17 protein-coding genes and 3 pseudogenes are annotated in these 19,072 nt (G+C 66.9%); 12 read left to right on the top strand and 8 right to left on the bottom strand.

What is annotated here, in order from left to right:
• Positions 1 to 8: 8 nt before the first annotated feature.
• The 5 genes and pseudogenes from ACFQE0_RS13280 to ACFQE0_RS13260 form a co-directional block, all read right to left on the bottom strand.
• Complete coding sequence (locus ACFQE0_RS13280) at positions 9 to 1,037, bottom strand: ABC transporter ATP-binding protein (RefSeq protein WP_378970288.1); 1,029 nt, start codon at positions 1,035 to 1,037, stop codon at positions 9 to 11.
• The gene (locus ACFQE0_RS13275; RefSeq protein ID WP_378970286.1) at positions 1,034 to 2,089 is read right to left on the bottom strand and encodes an ABC transporter ATP-binding protein; all 1,056 of its coding nucleotides are present in this window, start codon (positions 2,087 to 2,089) and stop codon (positions 1,034 to 1,036) included. The genes ACFQE0_RS13280 and ACFQE0_RS13275 overlap by 4 nt, the downstream gene beginning before the upstream one ends.
• Entirely contained in the window at positions 2,086 to 3,003 is a 918-nt protein-coding gene (locus tag ACFQE0_RS13270; protein ID WP_378970283.1) for an ABC transporter permease, read from the bottom strand. The genes ACFQE0_RS13275 and ACFQE0_RS13270 overlap by 4 nt, the downstream gene beginning before the upstream one ends.
• Before the next feature lie 14 nt (positions 3,004 to 3,017).
• The gene (locus ACFQE0_RS13265; protein ID WP_378970280.1) at positions 3,018 to 3,971 is read right to left on the bottom strand and encodes an ABC transporter permease; all 954 of its coding nucleotides are present in this window, start codon (positions 3,969 to 3,971) and stop codon (positions 3,018 to 3,020) included.
• 160 nt (positions 3,972 to 4,131) lie between these two features.
• Positions 4,132 to 5,753 (bottom strand): annotated as a pseudogene (locus tag ACFQE0_RS13260) (ABC transporter substrate-binding protein).
• A gap of 693 nt (positions 5,754 to 6,446) precedes the next feature.
• On the opposite strand from ACFQE0_RS13260, the pseudogene ACFQE0_RS13255 reads away from it, so the two are divergent.
• Both ACFQE0_RS13255 and ACFQE0_RS13250 read left to right on the top strand, forming a co-directional pair.
• Positions 6,447 to 6,828, top strand: a pseudogene (locus tag ACFQE0_RS13255) (DUF6481 family protein).
• A 211-nt stretch (positions 6,829 to 7,039) separates the two neighbouring features.
• Positions 7,040 to 7,297 (top strand): hypothetical protein, encoded by a 258-nt coding sequence (locus tag ACFQE0_RS13250; protein WP_378970278.1) that lies wholly within the window; start codon positions 7,040 to 7,042, stop codon positions 7,295 to 7,297.
• A 7-nt stretch (positions 7,298 to 7,304) separates the two neighbouring features.
• On the opposite strand, the gene ACFQE0_RS13245 is transcribed toward ACFQE0_RS13250, so the two are convergent.
• The 3 genes from ACFQE0_RS13245 to ACFQE0_RS13235 form a co-directional block, all read right to left on the bottom strand.
• On the bottom strand, positions 7,305 to 7,511 hold the full coding sequence (locus ACFQE0_RS13245) for a hypothetical protein (protein ID WP_378970275.1): 207 nt from the start codon (positions 7,509 to 7,511) through the stop codon (positions 7,305 to 7,307).
• A 269-nt stretch (positions 7,512 to 7,780) separates the two neighbouring features.
• Positions 7,781 to 8,446 carry an HAD family hydrolase gene (locus ACFQE0_RS13240; RefSeq protein ID WP_378975468.1) on the bottom strand — a complete coding sequence of 222 codons (666 nt, stop codon included), beginning with the start codon at positions 8,444 to 8,446 and terminating at the stop codon, positions 7,781 to 7,783.
• A 124-nt stretch (positions 8,447 to 8,570) separates the two neighbouring features.
• On the bottom strand, positions 8,571 to 8,933 hold the full coding sequence (locus ACFQE0_RS13235) for a DUF2934 domain-containing protein (RefSeq protein WP_378970273.1): 363 nt from the start codon (positions 8,931 to 8,933) through the stop codon (positions 8,571 to 8,573).
• A gap of 295 nt (positions 8,934 to 9,228) precedes the next feature.
• On the opposite strand from ACFQE0_RS13235, the gene ACFQE0_RS13230 reads away from it, so the two are divergent.
• The 10 genes and pseudogenes from ACFQE0_RS13230 to ACFQE0_RS13185 all read left to right on the top strand — a co-directional run bounded on the left by ACFQE0_RS13230 (position 9,229) and on the right by ACFQE0_RS13185 (position 19,016).
• Entirely contained in the window at positions 9,229 to 9,798 is a 570-nt protein-coding gene (locus ACFQE0_RS13230; protein ID WP_378970270.1) for a NifU family protein, read from the top strand.
• A gap of 130 nt (positions 9,799 to 9,928) precedes the next feature.
• Positions 9,929 to 10,609: a tRNA (adenosine(37)-N6)-threonylcarbamoyltransferase complex dimerization subunit type 1 TsaB gene (gene tsaB, locus ACFQE0_RS13225; protein ID WP_378970268.1), complete on the top strand. Its 681-nt coding sequence runs from the start codon at positions 9,929 to 9,931 to the stop codon at positions 10,607 to 10,609.
• Positions 10,606 to 11,124 carry a GNAT family N-acetyltransferase gene (locus ACFQE0_RS13220; RefSeq protein ID WP_378970265.1) on the top strand — a complete coding sequence of 173 codons (519 nt, stop codon included), beginning with the start codon at positions 10,606 to 10,608 and terminating at the stop codon, positions 11,122 to 11,124. Before tsaB ends, ACFQE0_RS13220 begins: the two co-directional genes overlap by 4 nt.
• A gap of 4 nt (positions 11,125 to 11,128) precedes the next feature.
• Complete coding sequence (locus ACFQE0_RS13215) at positions 11,129 to 11,992, top strand: lysophospholipid acyltransferase family protein (RefSeq protein ID WP_378970262.1); 864 nt, start codon at positions 11,129 to 11,131, stop codon at positions 11,990 to 11,992.
• A 65-nt stretch (positions 11,993 to 12,057) separates the two neighbouring features.
• Positions 12,058 to 13,394: pseudogene (gene miaB, locus ACFQE0_RS13210) on the top strand (tRNA (N6-isopentenyl adenosine(37)-C2)-methylthiotransferase MiaB).
• Positions 13,395 to 13,508: 114 nt separating this feature from the next.
• On the top strand, positions 13,509 to 14,525 hold the full coding sequence (locus ACFQE0_RS13205; protein ID WP_378970259.1) for a PhoH family protein: 1,017 nt from the start codon (positions 13,509 to 13,511) through the stop codon (positions 14,523 to 14,525).
• Positions 14,525 to 15,010 carry an rRNA maturation RNase YbeY gene (ybeY, locus tag ACFQE0_RS13200; protein ID WP_378970257.1) on the top strand — a complete coding sequence of 162 codons (486 nt, stop codon included), beginning with the start codon at positions 14,525 to 14,527 and terminating at the stop codon, positions 15,008 to 15,010. The genes ACFQE0_RS13205 and ybeY overlap by 1 nt, the downstream gene beginning before the upstream one ends.
• Before the next feature lie 36 nt (positions 15,011 to 15,046).
• Positions 15,047 to 16,183: a hemolysin family protein gene (locus ACFQE0_RS13195; protein WP_378970254.1), complete on the top strand. Its 1,137-nt coding sequence runs from the start codon at positions 15,047 to 15,049 to the stop codon at positions 16,181 to 16,183.
• The gene (gene lnt, locus ACFQE0_RS13190) at positions 16,180 to 17,844 is read left to right on the top strand and encodes an apolipoprotein N-acyltransferase (protein ID WP_465264074.1); all 1,665 of its coding nucleotides are present in this window, start codon (positions 16,180 to 16,182) and stop codon (positions 17,842 to 17,844) included. Before ACFQE0_RS13195 ends, lnt begins: the two co-directional genes overlap by 4 nt.
• Complete coding sequence (locus ACFQE0_RS13185) at positions 17,841 to 19,016, top strand: CynX/NimT family MFS transporter (RefSeq protein WP_378970252.1); 1,176 nt, start codon at positions 17,841 to 17,843, stop codon at positions 19,014 to 19,016. Before lnt ends, ACFQE0_RS13185 begins: the two co-directional genes overlap by 4 nt.
• The last annotated feature ends 56 nt before the right edge of the window (positions 19,017 to 19,072 follow it).

Genomic DNA, 19,072 nt, shown 5'->3' with positions numbered 1-19,072 from the left:
TAGCGCTTTCAGGCCATTTCGACTGCAACCGGTTGCGGCCCGGCGCGATAGGCGGCGGAGGCTTCATCCGTGAACCAGCAGGCCGCACGGTGGCCGGGGGCGATCTCGGCTTCCGGCGGCATCTCCATGCGGCAGCGATCCTCCGCAAGGAAGCAGCGCGGCGCGAAGGGGCAGCCCGGTGGGCGGTTGGCGAGGTCGGGCGGGCTGCCCGGGATGGTCTGAAGCCGGCTGCCCTTGTCCATGGCACCCTCGGCACGGCTGCGCAGCAAGCCGATCGTGTACGGATGGTGAGGATTGCGTACCACCTGCCGGGCAGTGCCGGTCTCCACGATCTTGCCAGCGTACATCACCGCGATCCGGTCCGCGACCTCCACCGCCGCCCCAAGATCATGCGTGACGATGACGATGGACAGGCCGAGATCCCGCTGCAACTCCCGCAGCAGAAGCAGCACCTGAATCTGCACCGTGGCATCGAGCGCGGTGGTCGGCTCATCGGCGAGCAGCACCTGGGGCCGGCAGGCCAGGGCCAGGGCGATCATCGCGCGCTGACGCATGCCCCCCGACATTTCGTGCGGGTAGTTATCGAGCCGCCGCTCGGGGCTCGGGATGCGCACCCGCTCGAACAAGGCGAGCGCCCGCGCCCGCGCATCGGCAGGCGAGATCTTTTCGTGGCGATGGATCGCCTCAGTGATCTGGCGGCCGACCGTGTAAACCGGATCGAAGGCCAGCAGCGGCTCCTGGAAGATCATCGAGACATCGCCGCCCCGGAAGTTGGCCAGCGCCTTCTTGTCGAGAGCGAGCACGTCCTGCCCCGCCGCGAGGATCTTGCCTTCGATCTTGCTGCGCCCGGCAGAGAACAGCCGGAGGATCGCGCGCAACGTCACGCTCTTGCCGGAGCCGGATTCGCCGATCAGCGCGAGGGCCTGACCGCGTTCGACCGTGAGATCGACGCCATCGACCACCTGCGTCTTGCCGAAGGCGACCCGCAGGCCGGACAATGCGACGGCCGGGCCGTCCTGTGTCTGTGCCGTACTCATGCCGCGATGGCCTCCGACGGGGCGGCCGAGTGGCCGGAGCCCGGCTGGCGGGCGAGGCATGCCACCCGGTGCAGGGGCATGACGGGGCCGAGCGGCGGCTCGATCGAGGAACAGACGCTTTCCGCCAGCGAGCAGCGTGGGTGAAAGCGGCAACCGGAGGGCGGATCGATCGGGTTCGGCGGATCGCCCACAAGCAGCGCCTCCTGCGTCCGGTTGTCGGGATCGAGGGAGGGCATCGAGGCGAGTAGCGCCTGCGTATACGGATGCGCGGGCGCGGCCAGAACCGAATCCGACGGGCCGATTTCGGCGACGCGGCCGAGATACATCACCATCACCCGGTCGGAGATGAACCGGACCACGTTCAGGTCGTGGCTGATGAAGATGTAGGTGAGGCCGAATTCGGCCTTGAGGTCGAGGAGCAGGTTCAGCACCTGCGCCTCGACCGATTTGTCGAGGGCCGACACAGCCTCGTCCAACAGGACGAGGCGTGGCTCCAGGGCGAGTGCCCGGGCGATGTTCACCCGCTGCCGCTGGCCGCCGGAGATCTCGTGCGGATAACGCCCCGCGAAGCGCTTCGGCTCCAGGCCGACGCGGGCGAGAAGGGCGCGGGCGCGCTCGATCGCCTGACGACCGGGCACGCCATTCACCTTCGGGCCGAAGGCGATGGATTGCTCCACTGTCATGCGCGGATTGAGGGAGGCGTAGGAGTCTTGGAAGACCATCTGCGCCTGCCGCCGGTAGTTGCGCCAGGGCATGGCGCGCCCGCCGATCGGCTGGCCATCGTAGAGCATCTCGCCTGAATCGTGCTCGATCAGGCCCATAATGAGCTTGGCCGTCGTGGACTTGCCGCAACCGGATTCCCCGACGATGCCGAGGGTCTCGCCCTTCAGCACGTCGAAATCGACACCATCGACGGCGCGCACGACGCGCTTCGGCCCGGTGCCCTTGCGGACGGGGAAGTGCTTGATGAGTCCAGACACTGAAAGCAATGGCTGAGCGGGGCCGCCGCGATCTGCGGCGAAGGGATCGGGGCCGTTCGGGATGACGCTCACTGGCGGATCTCCATGGCGCTGCGCAGCCCGTCTGAGAACAGGTTGAACGAGATCGAGACGATGAAGATCGCCAAGCCGGGCAAAGCCGCGACAAGGGGGTTCACGTAGATCGCCGTGCGCAGAGTGTTGAGCATGAGGCCCCATTCCGGCTCCGGCGGGCGCACGCCCAGACCGAGGAACGACAGGCCCGAGGCGAGGATCATCGAGACGGAGATGAGGCTGGTCGAATAGACGAAGATCGGCCCCACCACGTTGCCGAGCACCTGCACCCGCATGATCGTCAACGCGGATGCGCCGGAGAGCTTGGCGGCGTCGATATAGTCGCGCCGCCTGATGCCGGTGGTGACGCTCTCCGCCACGCGGGCGATCTGCGGGACGAACACGCAGGTCAGGGACACGATGGAGTTGAAGATGCCCGCCCCCAGTGCCCCCGACAGGGCGATGGCGAGAAGCACCGAGGGGAAGGCGAAGAATACGTCGATGGTGCGCATTAGAATCGTGTTCGTCCACCCGCCGACATAGCCGGCGAGGATGCCGATGCTCGACCCGATGACGAAGGCGATGAGCACGGGCGTGACGCCCATGAACAGCGACAGGCGGGAGCCGAGCATCAGGCGGCTGATCATGTCGCGGCCGAGCTCGTCGGACCCTAGCCAGTAGGTGGCATCACCCACAGGCTTGAGGCGGCGCAGCATGGAGCCCTTGTACGGGTCCATAGGCGTGATCCACGGCGACAGGATCGCGATGGCGACGACGATCAGGATGATCGCGCCCGCGGTCATCGCCACGGGATCGCGGACGAGCCGGTGGCCGACATGGCCCCAGAAGCCCCGCGAAGGCGCGTAGACCTCCTCCGGGGTCGGTTGGCCGGTCGCGAGGGAGCCGTCGAGGGAGGCGGTGATCGGTGTGGTCATGGCCATGCCTCTGTTCAGCCGCGCTCGATGCGCGGATCGAGGGCGGTCTGCATCACGTCCACGATGAGGTTGAGGGCGACGAAGAACATCGCGAGCACGAGGATCGAGCCCTGCAGCAGGGGTAGGTCGCGCTGGAAGATCGCCGCGTTGAGAAGGAAGCCGGTGCCCGGCCACGCGAACACCGTCTCGATCAGGATCGAGCCGCCGAGCAGATAGCCGAGCTGAAGGCCCATGATGGCGAGAGCTGTCGGCGCGGCGTTGCGGACGACGTGTTTGAACACGCCCCACTCGCCGAGCCCCTTGGCCCGCAGCGCCTCCACGAAATCCTGGCTGAGGATATCGGCGACGAGCGCCCGCACCGTACGCGCGATGATGCCCATGGGGATCACGGCCATGGTTATGGCGGGGAGCGCGATGTAGCGCAGGTGCTCGAGGTCCGGGCGCCAATTGCCCGATCCATCGGGTCCGGCGCCCGTGGGCGGAAGCCAGCCGAGTGTCGCGGAGAACACGATCACCAGCACCATGCCGAGCCAGTAATGCGGCACGCTCACGCCGAAGACCGACAGGGCCGAGGCGATACGGTCGAGCAGCGAATTGCGCTTGTAGCCCGCCACGAAGCCGAAGAACGTGCCGAAGGTGAAGCCGATCAGCGTGGCGACGCTCGCCAGGATGAGCGAGTTCACCACTGCCCGCGCTACCTCCTGTGCCACGGGACGCCCGGTGGCGATGGAGACGCCGAGATCGCCCTGGAGCACGTGCCACAGCCAGATCGCGTACTGGACCGGCAGCGGCTTATCGAACCCGTAGGCCGCACGCATCTCATCGATGGTGGCTTGTGTGGCATCGGCCGGGAGCACGGCGCTCAGCGGATCCCCGGGCGCGAGATGCACGAGAAGGAAGCACACCACGCTGACGCCGAAGGCGACCGGGGTGACGGTGACAAGACGTTTTAAGATGTAGAGAAGCATCGGCCTTACATTCGATGATCGAACTTCTGAAATCCTCCGCCGTCATTGCGGGCGCCAGCGAAGCCATCCAGGTCGGCGGGACGTCGAAAGATCGTGGCAGATCCCTGGATGACTTCGCTTTGCTCGCAATGACGGCGAGGGTTTTTAGGATTGCGCGGTGTTACTTGCCCGCCGTCGCAATCGTGATCTTCGAAAAGTCCTGGAACCAGTTCTGGGCCTGCACGAAGCCTTTCACCTTCGGGCTCATGGCGCGGGGGTTCACATCGTGGGTGATCATCACGAAGAGCGCGTCATCCACGTATTTCTCGTGGACCTTCTGCAGCACCTTCAGCTGAGCGTCCTTGTCGAAGGTGTTGCGCACCTCATCGAACAGCTTGTCCATCGCCGGGTCGCAGTAATAGCCCCAGTTGGTTCCATTCGGCGGAGCGAGGTTGCATTGCAGATGGCGGATGAAGCCGGTGAAGGGATCCTGGATGAAGTAGGAATAGTTGATCGCAGAGACACCGCGGGAGATGTCGGCCTTGGCACCCGCACGCCAGATGTTGATCAGCGTGTTCCACTCCACGACCTGATATTCGACCTGCACGCCGACATCGGCGAGGTTCTGCTGGACGAACTCATTCATCGGCAGCGGCTGCATCTGGCCGGAGCCCGAGGCAGAGATGGCAACCTTGAGCTTCAAGGGCTTTGCGGTGCTGTAGCCCGCTTCCGCAAGCAGCTTCTTGGCTGCCTCGGGATCGTACTTGATGTCGAAGGTCGGGTGGCCGAACCATTGGTGCTTCGGCGGCATGAAGCCCTTGGCCGGGATAGCTAGGCCGCCGAGCAGTTCCTTAAGGCCGTCGCGGTCGATGGCGAGGTTCACTGCCTTGCGTACTCTCACGTCGTTCCAGGGCGAGCCCTCGACGCGCGAGAGGTGCCACGTCCAGTTATGCGGATAGGCGTTCGTGACGATGGTAAAGCCTGCGCCCTTGAGCGAGGCGACGGCATCCGGGGCGGGGGCCTCGATCCAATCGACCTGGCCCGAGCGTAGGGCGGCGACGCGAGCATTGGCCTCCGGCAGCGGCACGAGCACGAGCTTGTCGAGCTTGGGGACCCGGTTCTTGTCCCAGTAGGCCGGGTTCGGCACCATCTCCGCGCGCTCACGGGGAGCGAACAGGGTCAGCTTCCAGGGGCCGGTGCCGGAGGGATGCTTGGCGAACTCGTCCCAGGACCTGCCGAGCTTCTCCCATTGCGCGGGTGAGGACATCATCACCCAGGCGATCTGATAGGGCAGCGTCGCGTCGGGCGCCTTCGTGACGAGTTCGACCGTCAGCGGGTCGATGACCTTGTAGCTCGCGACGGCGGGGATACGCGTCTTGCCCTGCGCGGACTGGCGCGGATCGTATTGCGGAGCGTCGCTCTTCAGCAGCTTGTCGAGGTTCCAGACCACCGCGTCGGCCGTGAAGTCCGACCCATCATGAAATTTCACCCCAGGGCGGAGCTTGAATGTCCACTTGGTCTTGTCGTTCGGATCAACGGTCCAGCTTTCGGCGAGGCCGGGCACGAGGTCCGAAGCGAGCTCGGCGCTCGACAGATCCCAATTGATGAGGCCGTCATAGACCGTATAGCCCATGAACCGCATGCCCTCGCCGCCATTGTCGGTCTGGCCGGTGGTGAGTGGGATATCGGAGGCGGTCATGCCGATGCGCAGCACGCCTTGCGCGAGAGCCCGGAGGTCGCGGCGAGCAGAGCGATGCTGGCCAGCGCCGCACGGGCGCCGAGTCGAGGAAAAACAGCGGACATGGATTTCGGGCTTGCTCCTGGCCCCGGGCATGTCGCGCCCGGTCGGGACAGTCCCAATGCAAGCCCGCGGCCAACCCGCAGCTTCCGAAATTCCAGACCTTTAACTGCCTAAAGCGCAGGCAACAGCATCTATGCCTAAATAATAGGCATTCTGCTGGCCTTTTACGCCGGCGACGGTCGTGTCAGCTGACTCTCAAAGGGGCGTGCTGTAACATTGCGCACAGTTCGAAGTTTCCATCGAGGAACTGATGCAATTCGAAGGCGGCTCACAACGTCTTCGTCTTGCTTCGCAACCATCCAACTCCTATTTCTCACCCACCGGCCGTGCTGCCGGCTTCCTGTTCGATTTTACCTTCATACCCCTGGCTTACAGGCGAGCCTGAGGCTTTTCGGCATCTGGCGGCGAAACTTTTTCTGATTTTACGACATTTGTTGCGAGTTAGCGCCGCATTGCTTGATTGTCCCGTTGCATTGCCGGACGTGGCCGTGCCATGGGCTCGCTACTCCCTATCGTGGTTCGACCCGAGCGCTCTCTTCCGCGCGAGCGCTCGGGTCGAACCATCGGCAAGTTCGATGGTTTGAAAGGGTCCCATGCCTCGGGGACGGCATGAGGATCAGTCACCAGCTTTCGCTGACCGGCCGACAAGCCGGCCGTCCCCGCGAGACGCGTGACGCACCTACGAGAAAGGCCAGATGAGCGCATTCGACTACAGGAACTTCAACGACCGTCGCGACAACTCCGCCGCTGCCAAGGCGGCCTTGTTGGCCAAGTTCAAGGCCCGCCCTCCGGCGGATGATCCCGAGGTCCAGGCCCGCGCCCAGCGAGCGCGCCGAAGTAGCCCGCGCCCGCGACGAGCGCGCCCGCGAGCGCGAAGCCGCCCGCATCGAGGCCGAGCGTAAGGCCGCCGAGGAGAAGCGTCTCCGCGAAGAGAACGAGCTTGCTGCCCGTCTCGCCCGCGAAGCTGCCGAACTGGCGGCTGCGCAGGAGCGCAAGTCGGCCGAACTCGAAGCCAAGAAGGCCCTGCGCGATGCGCGCTATGCGGCCCGTAAGGCGAAGGCCAAGGTCAAGCGCTGAGAGGCATGGCCTGCCCGGTCCAATCGGACCGGGCTCGGTACAATCCAAGCCTATCCGAGACCAGAACGCCGCCCGCTTTGCGGGCGGTTTTCTTTGCGCGATAGGCGGCGACTGACATTCGCCTGTCCGCGCAATTTTTTCGTTTCGGAAAGCTTCACCGTTCCGCAGACTGGACTATCTACCCATTCACAGGGAGCGGCCGGCAAGCGACATGAAGCGCATCGGACAAGGGATTGGCATCATCATCGGCCTTATGGCCTTCGGCATGACCGCCGCCCAGGCCGAGCCGCCCATCCGCAGCGCCGAGGATGCTGTCTGCCGCGCAGAAGCGAAAGCGCGCGTGTTTGCAGCGCCCAACCCTCGCAACCTCCCCCTCGAGGAGGTTGGCAAAGGCATCTACTACAAATGCATGGAGCGCATTGGCGGTAAGCCCGCGCGAAAGCGCGGACGCCGCCACCACGCGGGGTAGAGAATCGTCAGGCGTCGAGCGGCGCGCCAATCCGGGTACGAAGGATCTGCTTCAGGCTGCGGTCGCCGCCCTCCTTGTCCACGGCTGCCATGAGCCGCAGCAATTGGCTGAGGGGAGTCGTCCGGCTGCGGACGGCCTCGGCGATCTGATCGGCGAGGCTTTTTCCGCGGAAGCTGAAGCATGGCTCGCTCGCGAAGTCGCGGGTCTGAAGCATGCGCGGCGGTCCTTCGAAGGATTCCAGGGGCGGGCGGGTCGCTAAACCTTTCGGCCGCTCTCGGCTAGCCCTTTCCCGAGTTTTCCATAGCCGGCGTTTTAGGCCGTCACTGCGAAGGCACAGGGTCGCTTGCTGTCGCGAACACCTGTCGCGACGCGATAAACACTCGCATTGTCAGCAGTTTGGTCGGCCTCGCGCTTCGCACGCGAGGCACCACGACGCGCGAAATCGGCCTGCGCCGGACGCGGGACAAGCGCGCGAAAATCGCACTACTTCTGCGACAGGAATGTGTCGTCGAACGACTCTAGCAGGTGTTTTGGGTCGCGAAGGACGGCGATGCAGCCTGCCGCTTTCAGGTCGGATTCGGGGAAACCGCCGCACAGGACGCCGATCGTGCGCAGGCCTGCCTTCCCCGCCGCCTCCGCATCGTAGGGCGTATCGCCCACCACGATCATCTCGCCGGGCGCGATACCCGGCAGCTTCTCGATGGCTGCTTGAAAGATGTCCGGATGCGGCTTCGAGCGATCGGCATCGTCCGAACTCGTCGCGACATCGACGAGGTCAGCGATTCCGAGAAGATCCTGATAATGCTCAACCTCATCCTTTTTGCCGGAAGAGGCCAGCGCGATCGTAAGGCCTGCCTGCCGCATCCTCTCGAAGAGCGGACGCACGCCCGGGAAGGGCCTGACTTTGTCGAGGTAATTGCGTTTGAACAAATCCGAGCGGTAGGACTCGATTTCCTTGCCCTCGCGCTCGATGCGCTCTTTCGGGAGAAAGACGGGCATAAGCTGATCACCACCCTTGCCGATCTGGCGGCGAACCTCCGGCTCCGCCGTCTCGACGCCGAAATGTTGGAAAGCCTCCACCCAGGCTTTGGCGTGGAGATCGACGCTGTCCAGCAGCGTCCCGTCGATATCGAAGATTATCGCCCGCATTCGTGCCACCACCCTCACCAGCGCGGACAACCCCAGGTGAAGCGGCGGTGTTCCTGCCACACAACGACGGAGGCCCGCCCCTATACAGGGCGGGCCTCGCGAAACCGTCGGTTCGTCAGGGTGACTAGTGGAGCGCAGCGCGGCTGCGCGCGGGCTTCGCCTTGACCGATGCAGCGGCGACGGCAGCGCCAGCAGTGGCCTTCGGCTTGGTCAGCTTGGCGGCGGGCGTCGCGGGCGCGGCGGCCTCGACGGTCTTCGCCTTAGCAGCGGCGGGCTTGGCGACAGCGGGCTTAGCAGTCTTGGCCGCAGAAGGCTTGGCAGCTGCCTTGCGAACAGGCTTCGCAGCGGACTCGGCTACGGGCTGCTCCACTACGGCGAGTTCGGCCTCGGCGCGGATCCAATGAAGCTCGGCGCGGCCGTGAACCCGGCCCTCGCCTTCCCAAATGTAGTAGGCGCGCTCGCGCACGGCCTGTTCGTTGATCTGCATGTCGGTCTCCAGACGGACCCGGCACCCACGCGACCGCTCGGGTCGTTCGAGACGGCGGCTCCGCGTTCCTGCGCTCTCTCCCGCCGGGCCGGTGCCGATCCGCCGGAGAGCGCCATGCCCCGACGATCCCGCCCGTTGGTTAAGGGGCCGTTAAGCCCGCGCCGTCGCACCGCCGGGCATACGCCCGAGGCGCGGTTGTGAAATTTGGGCCGGCGGTCCACATGGAGGTCGTGCGTCCGCGACGCGCGACACCACTTTCCCCGCCGGCCTTGAACCGGCGCAGCGGAGCCCGCTCATGTTCATTCAGACTGAAGCCACGCCGAACCCCGCCACCCTGAAGTTCCTGCCGGGCCGGGTCGTGATGCCCGAATCGACCTTCGAGGCGCGCGATGCCGATTCCGCCACCCGCTCGCCGCTGGCCTCCGCGCTGTTCGCAGTGCCGGGCGTGTCAGGCGTCTATTTCGGGCACGATTTCATCTCGGTGACCAAGGCCGAGGACGGCTCCGAATGGCCGCAGGTGAAGCCCGCTGTGCTCGGCGCGATCATGGAGCATTTTCAGTCCGGCGCCCCGGTCATGAACGAGGGCGCAGCCGGTGATGCCGACGACGCTGGCGAAGAATTCTACGACGAGGCCGACCACGACACCGTCGTGACGATCAAGGACTTGCTGGAGACGCGCGTGCGCCCGGCCGTGGCCGGCGACGGCGGCGACATCACCTTCCGTGGCTTCAAGGACGGCGTCGTCTACCTGGAGATGAAGGGCGCTTGCTCGGGCTGCCCGTCCTCCACCGCCACCTTGCGTCACGGCGTGCAGAACCTGTTCAAGCACTTCCTGCCGAGCGTGCGCGAGGTTCAGGCGGTCTGAGACGTTTTGCCGGGGCAACCCGGCAAAACGGACGATCCGACAGGGGACAGAGCCGGTCGACGGCGCTGACGGTAGGGCGGTTCTGTTCTATGCCATACCATCCGCGCCCTACGGCGCGATGGGAGTTGGCGTGCGAGTACTGGCCATCGATACGGCGCTGGATGTCTGCGCCGCCTGCGTGATGAGGGGCAGCGAGGCCGAACCATCGGCGTCGGAATCGTTGCCGATGGTGCGCGGACATGCCGAAGCGCTGTTGCCGCTGATCGAACGCGTGCTTGCCCGCAGCGAGGGCGGCTTCGCGGGGTTGGACCGCATCGCCGTCACGGTCGGCCCCGGCAGCTACACGGGCCTACGTGTCGGCCTGTCGGCGGCACGGGCCATCGGCCTCGCCACCGGTCGCCCGGTGGTCGGCGTCGGCACGCTCTCCGCCCTCCTTGCGCCGCTTCTGGCCGATCCCGGCGAGGGTACGCTCGCCGCCGCCATCGATGCCCGCCACGGCGCGGTCTACGTCCAGGCGCTGACGGCGACGACGGGCGAGACACTCGCGCCGGTCTACCTCCCGGTCGAGGAGGCTGCCGCGCGGCTCGGGACCGGGCCCGTCACCCTTATCGGATCCGGCGCCCCGCTGGTCGCCCAGGCGCTCGCCGCACGGGGTATCCCCGCCAGCATCGCGGGCACGGGGGCGCCCGACATCGCTGCCGTGGCGCAGCTCGGCATGGTGGCCGATCCCGGACACGCCCTCCCCCGTCCCCTCTATCTCCGTGGGCCGGATGCGCGCCCGCAGGATCATGCCCGGGTCGCACGACAATGAGCCGCCCTGCTTCTCCGTTCTGGCCGCTGGAATGGTGGATGGCGTGGTGGGACGCGCTGACGCCTCCGCCGAGCGTGGCACCCCTTAGTGACGCCGCCCAGGCAGGCGCGCTTTCCCGCCTTCATGCCACCGCCTTCGCAAGGCCGTGGGAGGCTCATGAGTTCGAACGCATCCTCTGCGAGCGGTCGAGCTTCGCCCATGGGCTCTTTCGCGGAGGAACGTTGCAGGGCTTCGTCCTGTCGCGGCGCGCCGCCGACGAGGCCGAGATCCTGACCGTTGTGGTCGCCCCGCCGCTGCGGGGCGGCGGCCATTCCCGCAGCCTCTTGCGCGAGCACCTGAACGGCCTTGCCCTCACCGGCACGACCCGAGTGCATCTCGAAGTCGATGAGGGCAACGAGCCCGCCCTGAAGCTCTACCGGCGAATGGGCTTCAAGCAGGTCGGTGCGCGGACGGGCTATTACGCCAAGGCTGATGGAAGCCGCGCCACGGCGCTCACCATGTCGGCCGAGCAGTGAGCGCGTGAGCCGCCTGGGCCTCGCATTGCGGCTTGCTGGCCTCGCCCTCGCCTTCCTGGTGCTGGCGCCGCTGCACCTCGTGGCGTTGCGGGTGCTGAAGCGCCGCAGCGGGCTTGCGCCTGTTTTGTTCCACCGCACGTTCCTGTGGCTGTTCTCGGTACGCGTGATCGAGAGCGGCACGCCGCCCGCCCCCGGCGAGGCCGCGCTCGTGTTGTCGAACCACGTCTCGTGGCTCGACATCATCGCCATCGGCGCTCTGCGCCCCTTGTCCTTCGTGGCGAAATCCGAGATTCGCGGCTGGCCGGTGATCGGGCTTTTGGCGATTCTCCAGCGAACCCTGTTCATCGACCGTGCGCGCCGGGCTGCCACCGCGACAGTGAGCGCCGCCATGGGGCATCGTCTCGCGAACGGCGAACTCGTCGTGCTGTTCGCGGAGGGTACGACCGGCGACGGAACGAGGCTCCTGCCGTTCCGCTCGTCCCTGGTCGGCGCCGCAAGGGCCGCGCTTCAGGCCGAAGGCGACCGGGGCCGGGTCAGGCTTCAGCCGCTCGCCATCACGTACCCCCGCCGCAATGGCTTGCCGGTGGTTCGCTCCGAGCGCTCGGAGATTGCATGGTACGGCGACATGGAACTGGCGCCGCACCTCGCAGCCTTCGTACAGGGCGGGCCGATCGACGTTCACGTTGTCTGGGGTGCGCCGATCCTGTTCGATGCCGAGAGCGATCGGAAGGTCGCTACCGCCGCCGCCGAGGCGGAGGTCCGCCGGGCGATCCAGGGGGTCGTGACCGGGCGCACCGGTCGGGAGCCTGTGACCGTCCCGGCGCCCGCGTCGGATCTCGGCACGATGGGCGGGCTGTCCGCCGCCTGACCGGCCGCGTTTTCTGTGCTAGAGCCCGGCCGACAGAAACCCGCCCCGAACCGGAAATCGGCCCGTTGAAGAAAGCCTACGTCAAGTCCTACGGCTGCCAGATGAACGCCTACGACGCGGCCCGCATGGCCGATGTGCTGGGCGCCGAGGGCTATGCCGCCACCGACAGCGTCGATGATGCGGATGTCGTGGTGCTGAACACCTGCCACATCCGAGAGAAGGCGGCGGAGAAGGTCTATTCCGAACTCGGCCGCCTGCGGGTGTTGAAGCAGGAGCGCAAGGCGCAGGGGCTCGACACGCGCATCGTCGTCGCGGGATGCGTCGCCCAGGCAGAGGGCGCCGAGATTCAAGCGCGCCAGCCCGCCGTGGACGTGGTGGTGGGGCCACAGAGCTATCACCGCCTGCCGGATCTGCTGGCCCGCTCGGCCGGGGGCGCGTGGTCGATACGGAATTCCCGATCGAGGACAAGTTCAACCACCTGCCCGCTCGGCGGAGCCTCGGCTCGTCGGCGTTTCTCACCGTGCAGGAAGGCTGCGACAAGTTCTGCGCCTTCTGCGTGGTGCCCTATACCCGCGGGGCCGAAGTGTCCCGTCCGGTGGCCGCCATCCTCGCCGAGGCGCAGCGCCTCGCGGCGGGCGGGGTGCGTGAGGTGACGCTGATCGGCCAGAACGTGAACGCCTACCATGGCGAGGGTGCGGACGGCGCGCCGGTCGGCCTCGCTGCGCTGGTGCGCGACGTGTCGCGCATCCCCGGCATCGCACGCATCCGCTACACGACGAGCCACCCTAACGATTTCGACGACGATCTCGTGCGCGCCCATGCCGAGGTGCCCGCGCTGATGCCCTACCTCCACCTGCCGGTGCAGTCAGGCTCGGACAGGATCCTCGCGGCCATGAACCGCAAGCACACGGCGGACGCGTATCGCCGTCTGGTCGATCGCGTGCGCGCCGCAAGGCCCGACATCGCCCTGTCGTCGGACTTCATCGTCGGCTTTCCCGGCGAGACGGATGAGGATTTCGCCGATACCCTCGCCCTGGTGCGGGATATCGGCTTCGAGAGCGCTTTCTCATTCAAGTACAGCCCCCGCCCCGGCACTCCGGCGGCGGATCGTGCGGACCATGTGCCCGAGGCCGTGATGTCCGAGCGGCTGGCCGAGTTGCAGCGTCTGCTCGATACCCGCCGCCATGCCTACCAGCAGGCCGCCGTGGGGCAGGTCTTCGACGTTCTGGTCGAGAAGGCCGGTCGCTATCCCGGACAGGTGGCAGGCAAGACGCCGCACCTCCTGGCAGTGCAGTTCGACGCTCCGCAGGACCATATCGGTCGGATCGTACCGGTTCGGATCACCGAGGCCGGGGCCAATAGCCTGTTCGGCGAGTGCCTTCCGGAGGCTGCCGCCGCGTGAGGATGCCAAACGTGAGAATGTGCGCTTGAGTGCGGCTGATGGTGGACGCGGGGGCATGCCCCCGCGCGGACGGCCCCCGGATTGGGGCGGCCCGGCCAGGATGAAGCGGTCGAAGTGCCGCTGACCTTCGACGATAACCGGCTCGCAAGCCTCGTCTTCGGCCAGTACGACCAGAACGTCGCGCATATCGAGCGACGCCTCGGCATCACTGCGACGGCGCTCGGCAACCATCTCGTCATCAAGGGCCCGGCCGATGCGGCTGAGAAGGCCCGGCGGGTCTTCCAGAAGCTTTACGCGCGCGTGCGCGCCGGAGGCAGCACCTTGAGCCTCGGTGATGTCGATGGCGCGATCCGCGAATCGACGGCACAGGCGAACCTGTTCCCGGCGGCCGAACTCGCCGCGGAAGCGGACAAGCCGCATTTCGACCAGATCGCCACGCGCCGCCGCGGTGCGGTTCGGGCGCGTAACCCGGCTCAGGACGCCTACATCAAGGCCCTTCGCAGCAACGAACTCGTCTTTGCCGAGGGGCCTGCGGGCACGGGTAAGACTTGGCTCGCTGTGGGCCATGCCGTGTCGCTGCTGGAACAGGGCCACGCCGAAAAGCTGATTCTCTCGCGACCGGCCGTCGAGGCGGGCGAGCGGCTGGGCTTTCTGCCCGGCGACATGCGCGAGAAGGTCGATCCCTATCTGCGCCCGATCTACGATGCGCTCTACGACTTCATGGAAGCGCGCCACGTCGACCGTGGCCTGCAGACCGGCCAGATCGAAATCGCACCGTTGGCCTTCATGCGCGGGCGCACGCTCACCAACGCGGTGGTGCTGCTCGATGAGGCGCAGAACACCACCTCCATGCAGATGAAGATGTTCCTGACCCGTCTGGGCGAGGGATCGCGCATGATCGTGACCGGCGACCCGAGCCAGATCGATCTGCCGCCGGGCCAGAAATCCGGCCTCGTGGAGGCGGTGAATGTCCTCAATGGTGTCGAGGGCATCGGCCGCGTGGTGTTCAAGGACGTGGACGTGGTGCGCCACGACCTCGTTCGCCGCATCGTCACCGCCTACGAGCGCGCCTCCCACGGCGAGGCCGAGGCCGACCGCAACCCAAATCCCCGCCGCCGGCCCCTCGCCTGATGAACGACCATGACATCGACCTCGCGGTCGAGGACGACCGGTGGGACGAAGCCATTCCCGACCTCGAATCGCTCGTGATCCGCGCGGTCGAGGCGGGGCTCGCGATCGCCCCGGAGAAGCCGAAGGGGAGCCTTGAGGTCAGCGTGCTGCTTGCGGACGACCCGACGGTTCAGGATCTCAATAAGACCTGGCGCGGCAAGGATAAGTCCACGAACGTGCTGTCTTTTCCGGCTGCGCCGCAGCCCCTGCCGCCGGGGGCGCCGACACCCTTGGGTGATGTGGTCCTTGCCTATGAGACGATGGTGCGCGAAAGTGCCGAGCAGGGAAAGCCGCTCCAGAATCACCTCGCCCACCTCCTCGTCCATGGGACCTTGCACCTTGTCGGACAGGACCACGAACTCGGCGAGGCCGAGGCCGAGGCGATGGAAGCCCTCGAAATCGCAGCCCTCGCGACTCTGGGCATCCCAGACCCCTATGCCGACTGAGCGGGTAACCACCCTCCCTTCCTTGATCCGAGAGACATGAGCAACGATCGAAGTCGCGGCGCGGCCCAGGCCGCGCTGAATGCCCCCGAGGTTGACGCCCCTCAGCGTGAGCCCTGGTACGACCGCCTGCTGCAGGCCCTGCACCTGAAGCCGCGGGAAACGCTCCGCGAGGGGCTGGAAGAGGCCCTGGCCGACACGGACCAGAGCGAGACCGGCCTGTCGCCCCTGGAGCGGGCGATGCTCAAGAACGTGCTCGGCCTGCACAAGGTGCGCGTCGATGACGTGATGATCCCGCGAGCGGATATCGTCGCCGTCTCCAATGACACCAATCTGAGCGATTTGCTGAAACTGTTCCGCACGGCGGGGCATTCCCGCCTGCCGGTCTACGGCGAGACCTTGGACGACCCGCGCGGCATGGTGCACATCCGCGACCTCGTGGATTTCATCGCCGCCAAGGCCGAGCCCTCGGCTCGCCGCCCGGCCGCGTCGCGCGTGGCCACCCCACCCGCAGAGACCCAGACCGGCGAAGACGCCGCGCCTCCGCCGCGTCCCCGCCGCCCGGCCGTTCGGGTGCCGCGCTCGCTCGATCTCGGCAAGGTCGAGCTCGCCACGACGCTTGCCGCCGCGCGAATTCAGCGGCCGGTCCTGTTCGTGCCGCCGTCCATGCCCGCGATCGACCTGCTGGTTCGCATGCAGGCGACCCGCACCCACATGGCGCTCGTCATCGATGAGTACGGCGGCACCGACGGACTCATCTCCATCGAGGATCTGATCGAAGTCGTCGTCGGCGACATCGAGGACGAGCACGACGTGGCTGAGGCCAAGCAGGTCCAGCGCGTCGAGGGCGAAGGTGACGTGTTCGTGGCCGATGCCCGCACGCCGCTGGCCGAAGTGTCCGAGGCGACTGGCATCGATCTCGCGGCGGCTGTCGGCGACATGGCCGAGGAGATCGACACGCTGGGCGGCATGATCGTGACGCTGGCCGGGCGTGTGCCCTCGCGCGGTGAACTGATCACCGGGCCGGGCGACCTCGAATTCGAGGTATTGGATGCCGATCCGCGCCGTTTGAAGCGCCTGCGCTTCCATAAGGGTCCTGCTCGCATCGCGGCGGTGGTGCCGCTCGCCCTGCCGCCGCCCTCATCCCCGCCGACCGCAGAGCCGCCGCGCCCGTGATCGGGCGGGCGGACGGTCTGGCCCGCGACGCTGTGCTTTCCGACAGCCCTTCCCGCCCCCGGTTCGCCGGGGGCGTCGGCCGTTTGCGCGGATGGCGGCTCCTCGCCTGTGCCTGGGGCGCGGGAGCTATCGGGGCTCTGGCGATGCCGCCCTATGGTTTCCTCCCGGCACTCGCCGTGTCGCTCACTTTGGCTGTCTGGATGATGGATGGCGCGGGGCTTGGTCGGAGCCGGAAGGGACGGCTCGGTCCGGCCTTCCTGCTCGGCTGGGCCTGGGGGTTCGGTTTCCTCACGGCGGGCCTGTGGTGGCTCGGCAAGGCCTTCCTCGTCGAGGCTGACGAATTCCTTTGGGCGCTGCCGCTCGGCGTGATCGGGCTGCCCTTCGGACTTGGGCTGTTCTACGGGGCAGGGTTTTCGTTCGCGGGAATCCTCTGGTCGCGCGGCCCTTCGCGGATCGCCGCCCTCGCCCTTGGGCTCAGCGGCTTGGAATGGCTGCGTGGCCATGTGCTCACGGGGTTTCCGTGGAACGTGCTCGGTATGGCGCTCGGCCAGAGCCTGTGGCTCATGCAGAGCGCGGCCTACCTTGGTCTGTATGGCCTGACAGTCCTGGCGGTGCTGATCGCCGCCGCACCTGCGACGCTGTTCGACGGTGGCTCTGCGCTGCGCCGTTTCGGCCCAACGGTCGCTGCGGTCGCCGTCTTAGCCGGGCTCGGCTTTGCGGGCTTCGAGCGGCTTCGCGCCCCCGATCCCACCGTGCCCGCCGTCAGGCTACGCCTCGTCCAGCCGAACTTGCAGCAGGACGCGAAATTCCGCCCGGAGAACCGGGACGACATCGTCGATCGCTACATCGAACTCAGCGAGCGTCCGCCAGAACCCGGTGATCCGGCACCGACGCATATCGTCTGGCCCGAATCGGCTTTACCCTTCCTGATTCAGCGGGAAGCGGACACGCGCGAGCGCATCGCCGCCGGTCTGAAGCCTCATCGCGTGTTGATGACCGGCGCCGCCCGCACGGACGAACCGCTGCCGGGCGAACGTCCGCGCATCTACAACGCGATCATGGTGATCGAGGCCGATGGCACGATCACCGACACCTACGACAAGGTGCATCTGGTCCCCTTTGGCGAGTATCTGCCGGGCTTCCTCGATGAAACTTTGAGAGCGCTGGGGTTGAGGCAATTCGTGGCGATTCCCGGCGGCTTCACCGCGGGCAATCCGGCGACACAGCGCATTCTCACCGTGCCGGGTCTGCCGCCCGTCGTCGGGACGATCTGCTACGAAGCGATCTTTCCCGCTGCGATCCGCCCCGTGGGCCAGCCGGTCGATGCGGCCAAGCCCCCGGGCCTGATCTTGAACGTCACCAACGACGGCTGGTTCGGCGATACGCCGGGGCCACGTCAGCACCTCGCTCAGGCCCGCCTGCGGGCCGTCGAGGAAGGGCTACCGATGGTGCGCGATGCCAACACCGGCATCTCCGCGGTGATCGATCCGCATGGTCGCATCCTCGGCCAAACGAAGATCGACGTCGAAACCTATCTCGATGCTGATCTGCCGGGGCGGATCGAAGGCGGGACGCCCTACGCCCGGTACGGCGATTGGCTGTTTGCCGGGATGTTGGTGATCTGCGCGGGGCTCTCCCTCGCGGGAAGGGAGAGGGTGTGACGACAGGTCGTCGAGTCGGCGTGGGCGGCTTCGTGCTGGGCCTCGCGATGATGCTGGTTGCCTTCAATCTACGGCCCGCGCTGAGCACGGTGGGGCCGCTGCTCGGCTTGATCCGCGAGACGACCGGGCTGACCGCTGGCGGGGCGGCCACGCTCACTACCCTCCCCGTTTTGTGTCTTGGCCTCGCCTGCGCCCTCGCCGCCCCGGTGATCCGCCGCCTCGGGCCGGATCTCGGCGTGCTGACGGGCACGCTGCTCGTCGCCATCGGCCTGGCGCTGCGCGGCTTCGGCACGCTGCCGTTCCTGTTCCTTGGAACCGCGATCGCTGCGACGGGAATCGGCTTCGCGAATGTGCTGCTTCCGGCCCTGGTGAAGCGGGACTTCCCGAACAGCGGTGGGTCGATGACCGGCCTCTACACCATGACCCTCTGCCTCGGCGCGGCTGCGGGCGCGGGCGCAGCGGTGCCGGTCGAACGGGCGCTCGACGGCTGGCCCGCTGCCCTCGCCGTCTGGTCGATTCCCGCCATGCTGGCGGCCATCGCGTGGTGGCCCTATGCCCGCCGCAGCGGCCCGGCCAAGCCGCCGCAGGTCGGTCGGCTTCTGCGGAACCCGCTGGCATGGCGGGTGACGGCCTTCATGGGCCTGCAGTCCTCCCTCGCCTACATCCTGTTCGGCTGGTTGCCGCTTCTTCTGCAGGGACGCGGGCTCGATCCGCTCCATGCGGGGCTGTACGCTTCCCTCGTCACCCTGTGCCAAGCACCCGGCGCCCTCATCACCGCCACGCTCGCCGCGCGGGCGCGGGATCAGCGCGGTTGGATCGTCGGCATTCCCGGCATCACCGGCCTCGCCTTCCTCGTTCTCGCCTTCGGAGCGGATGGCTTGCGCATCCCGGCGGCCTGCCTTCTGGGTTTCGGCGTGGGCGGCTGCTTCGGGTTGGCGCTGACGCTGATCGTGCTTCGCGCCGCCGACGCGGGCACCGCCGCAGGCTTATCGGCGATGGCTCAGGGCATCGGCTACCTTTTCGCGGCGTTGGGCCCTCTCGCCTTCGGTTTGGCCCACGAAGCAACGGACGATTGGGGCGTCGCCGGGCTGCTGTTCTTCGGAATTTGTGTTAGCGCCATCCTCGCGGGCTTACCGGCTGGGCGAGCGAAGACGGTCTCCGCCACGGGCTGAGGCAAGCTTTGCCGTAATTGTCTGTGCGTTTTGTCGCTTTGGTCTCAATTGCGCGT

Source organism: Methylobacterium komagatae (assembly GCF_042661665.1).
Classification (GTDB): domain Bacteria; phylum Pseudomonadota; class Alphaproteobacteria; order Rhizobiales; family Beijerinckiaceae; genus Methylobacterium; species Methylobacterium komagatae.
This window is presented reverse-complemented; position numbering and strand designations above follow the sequence as displayed.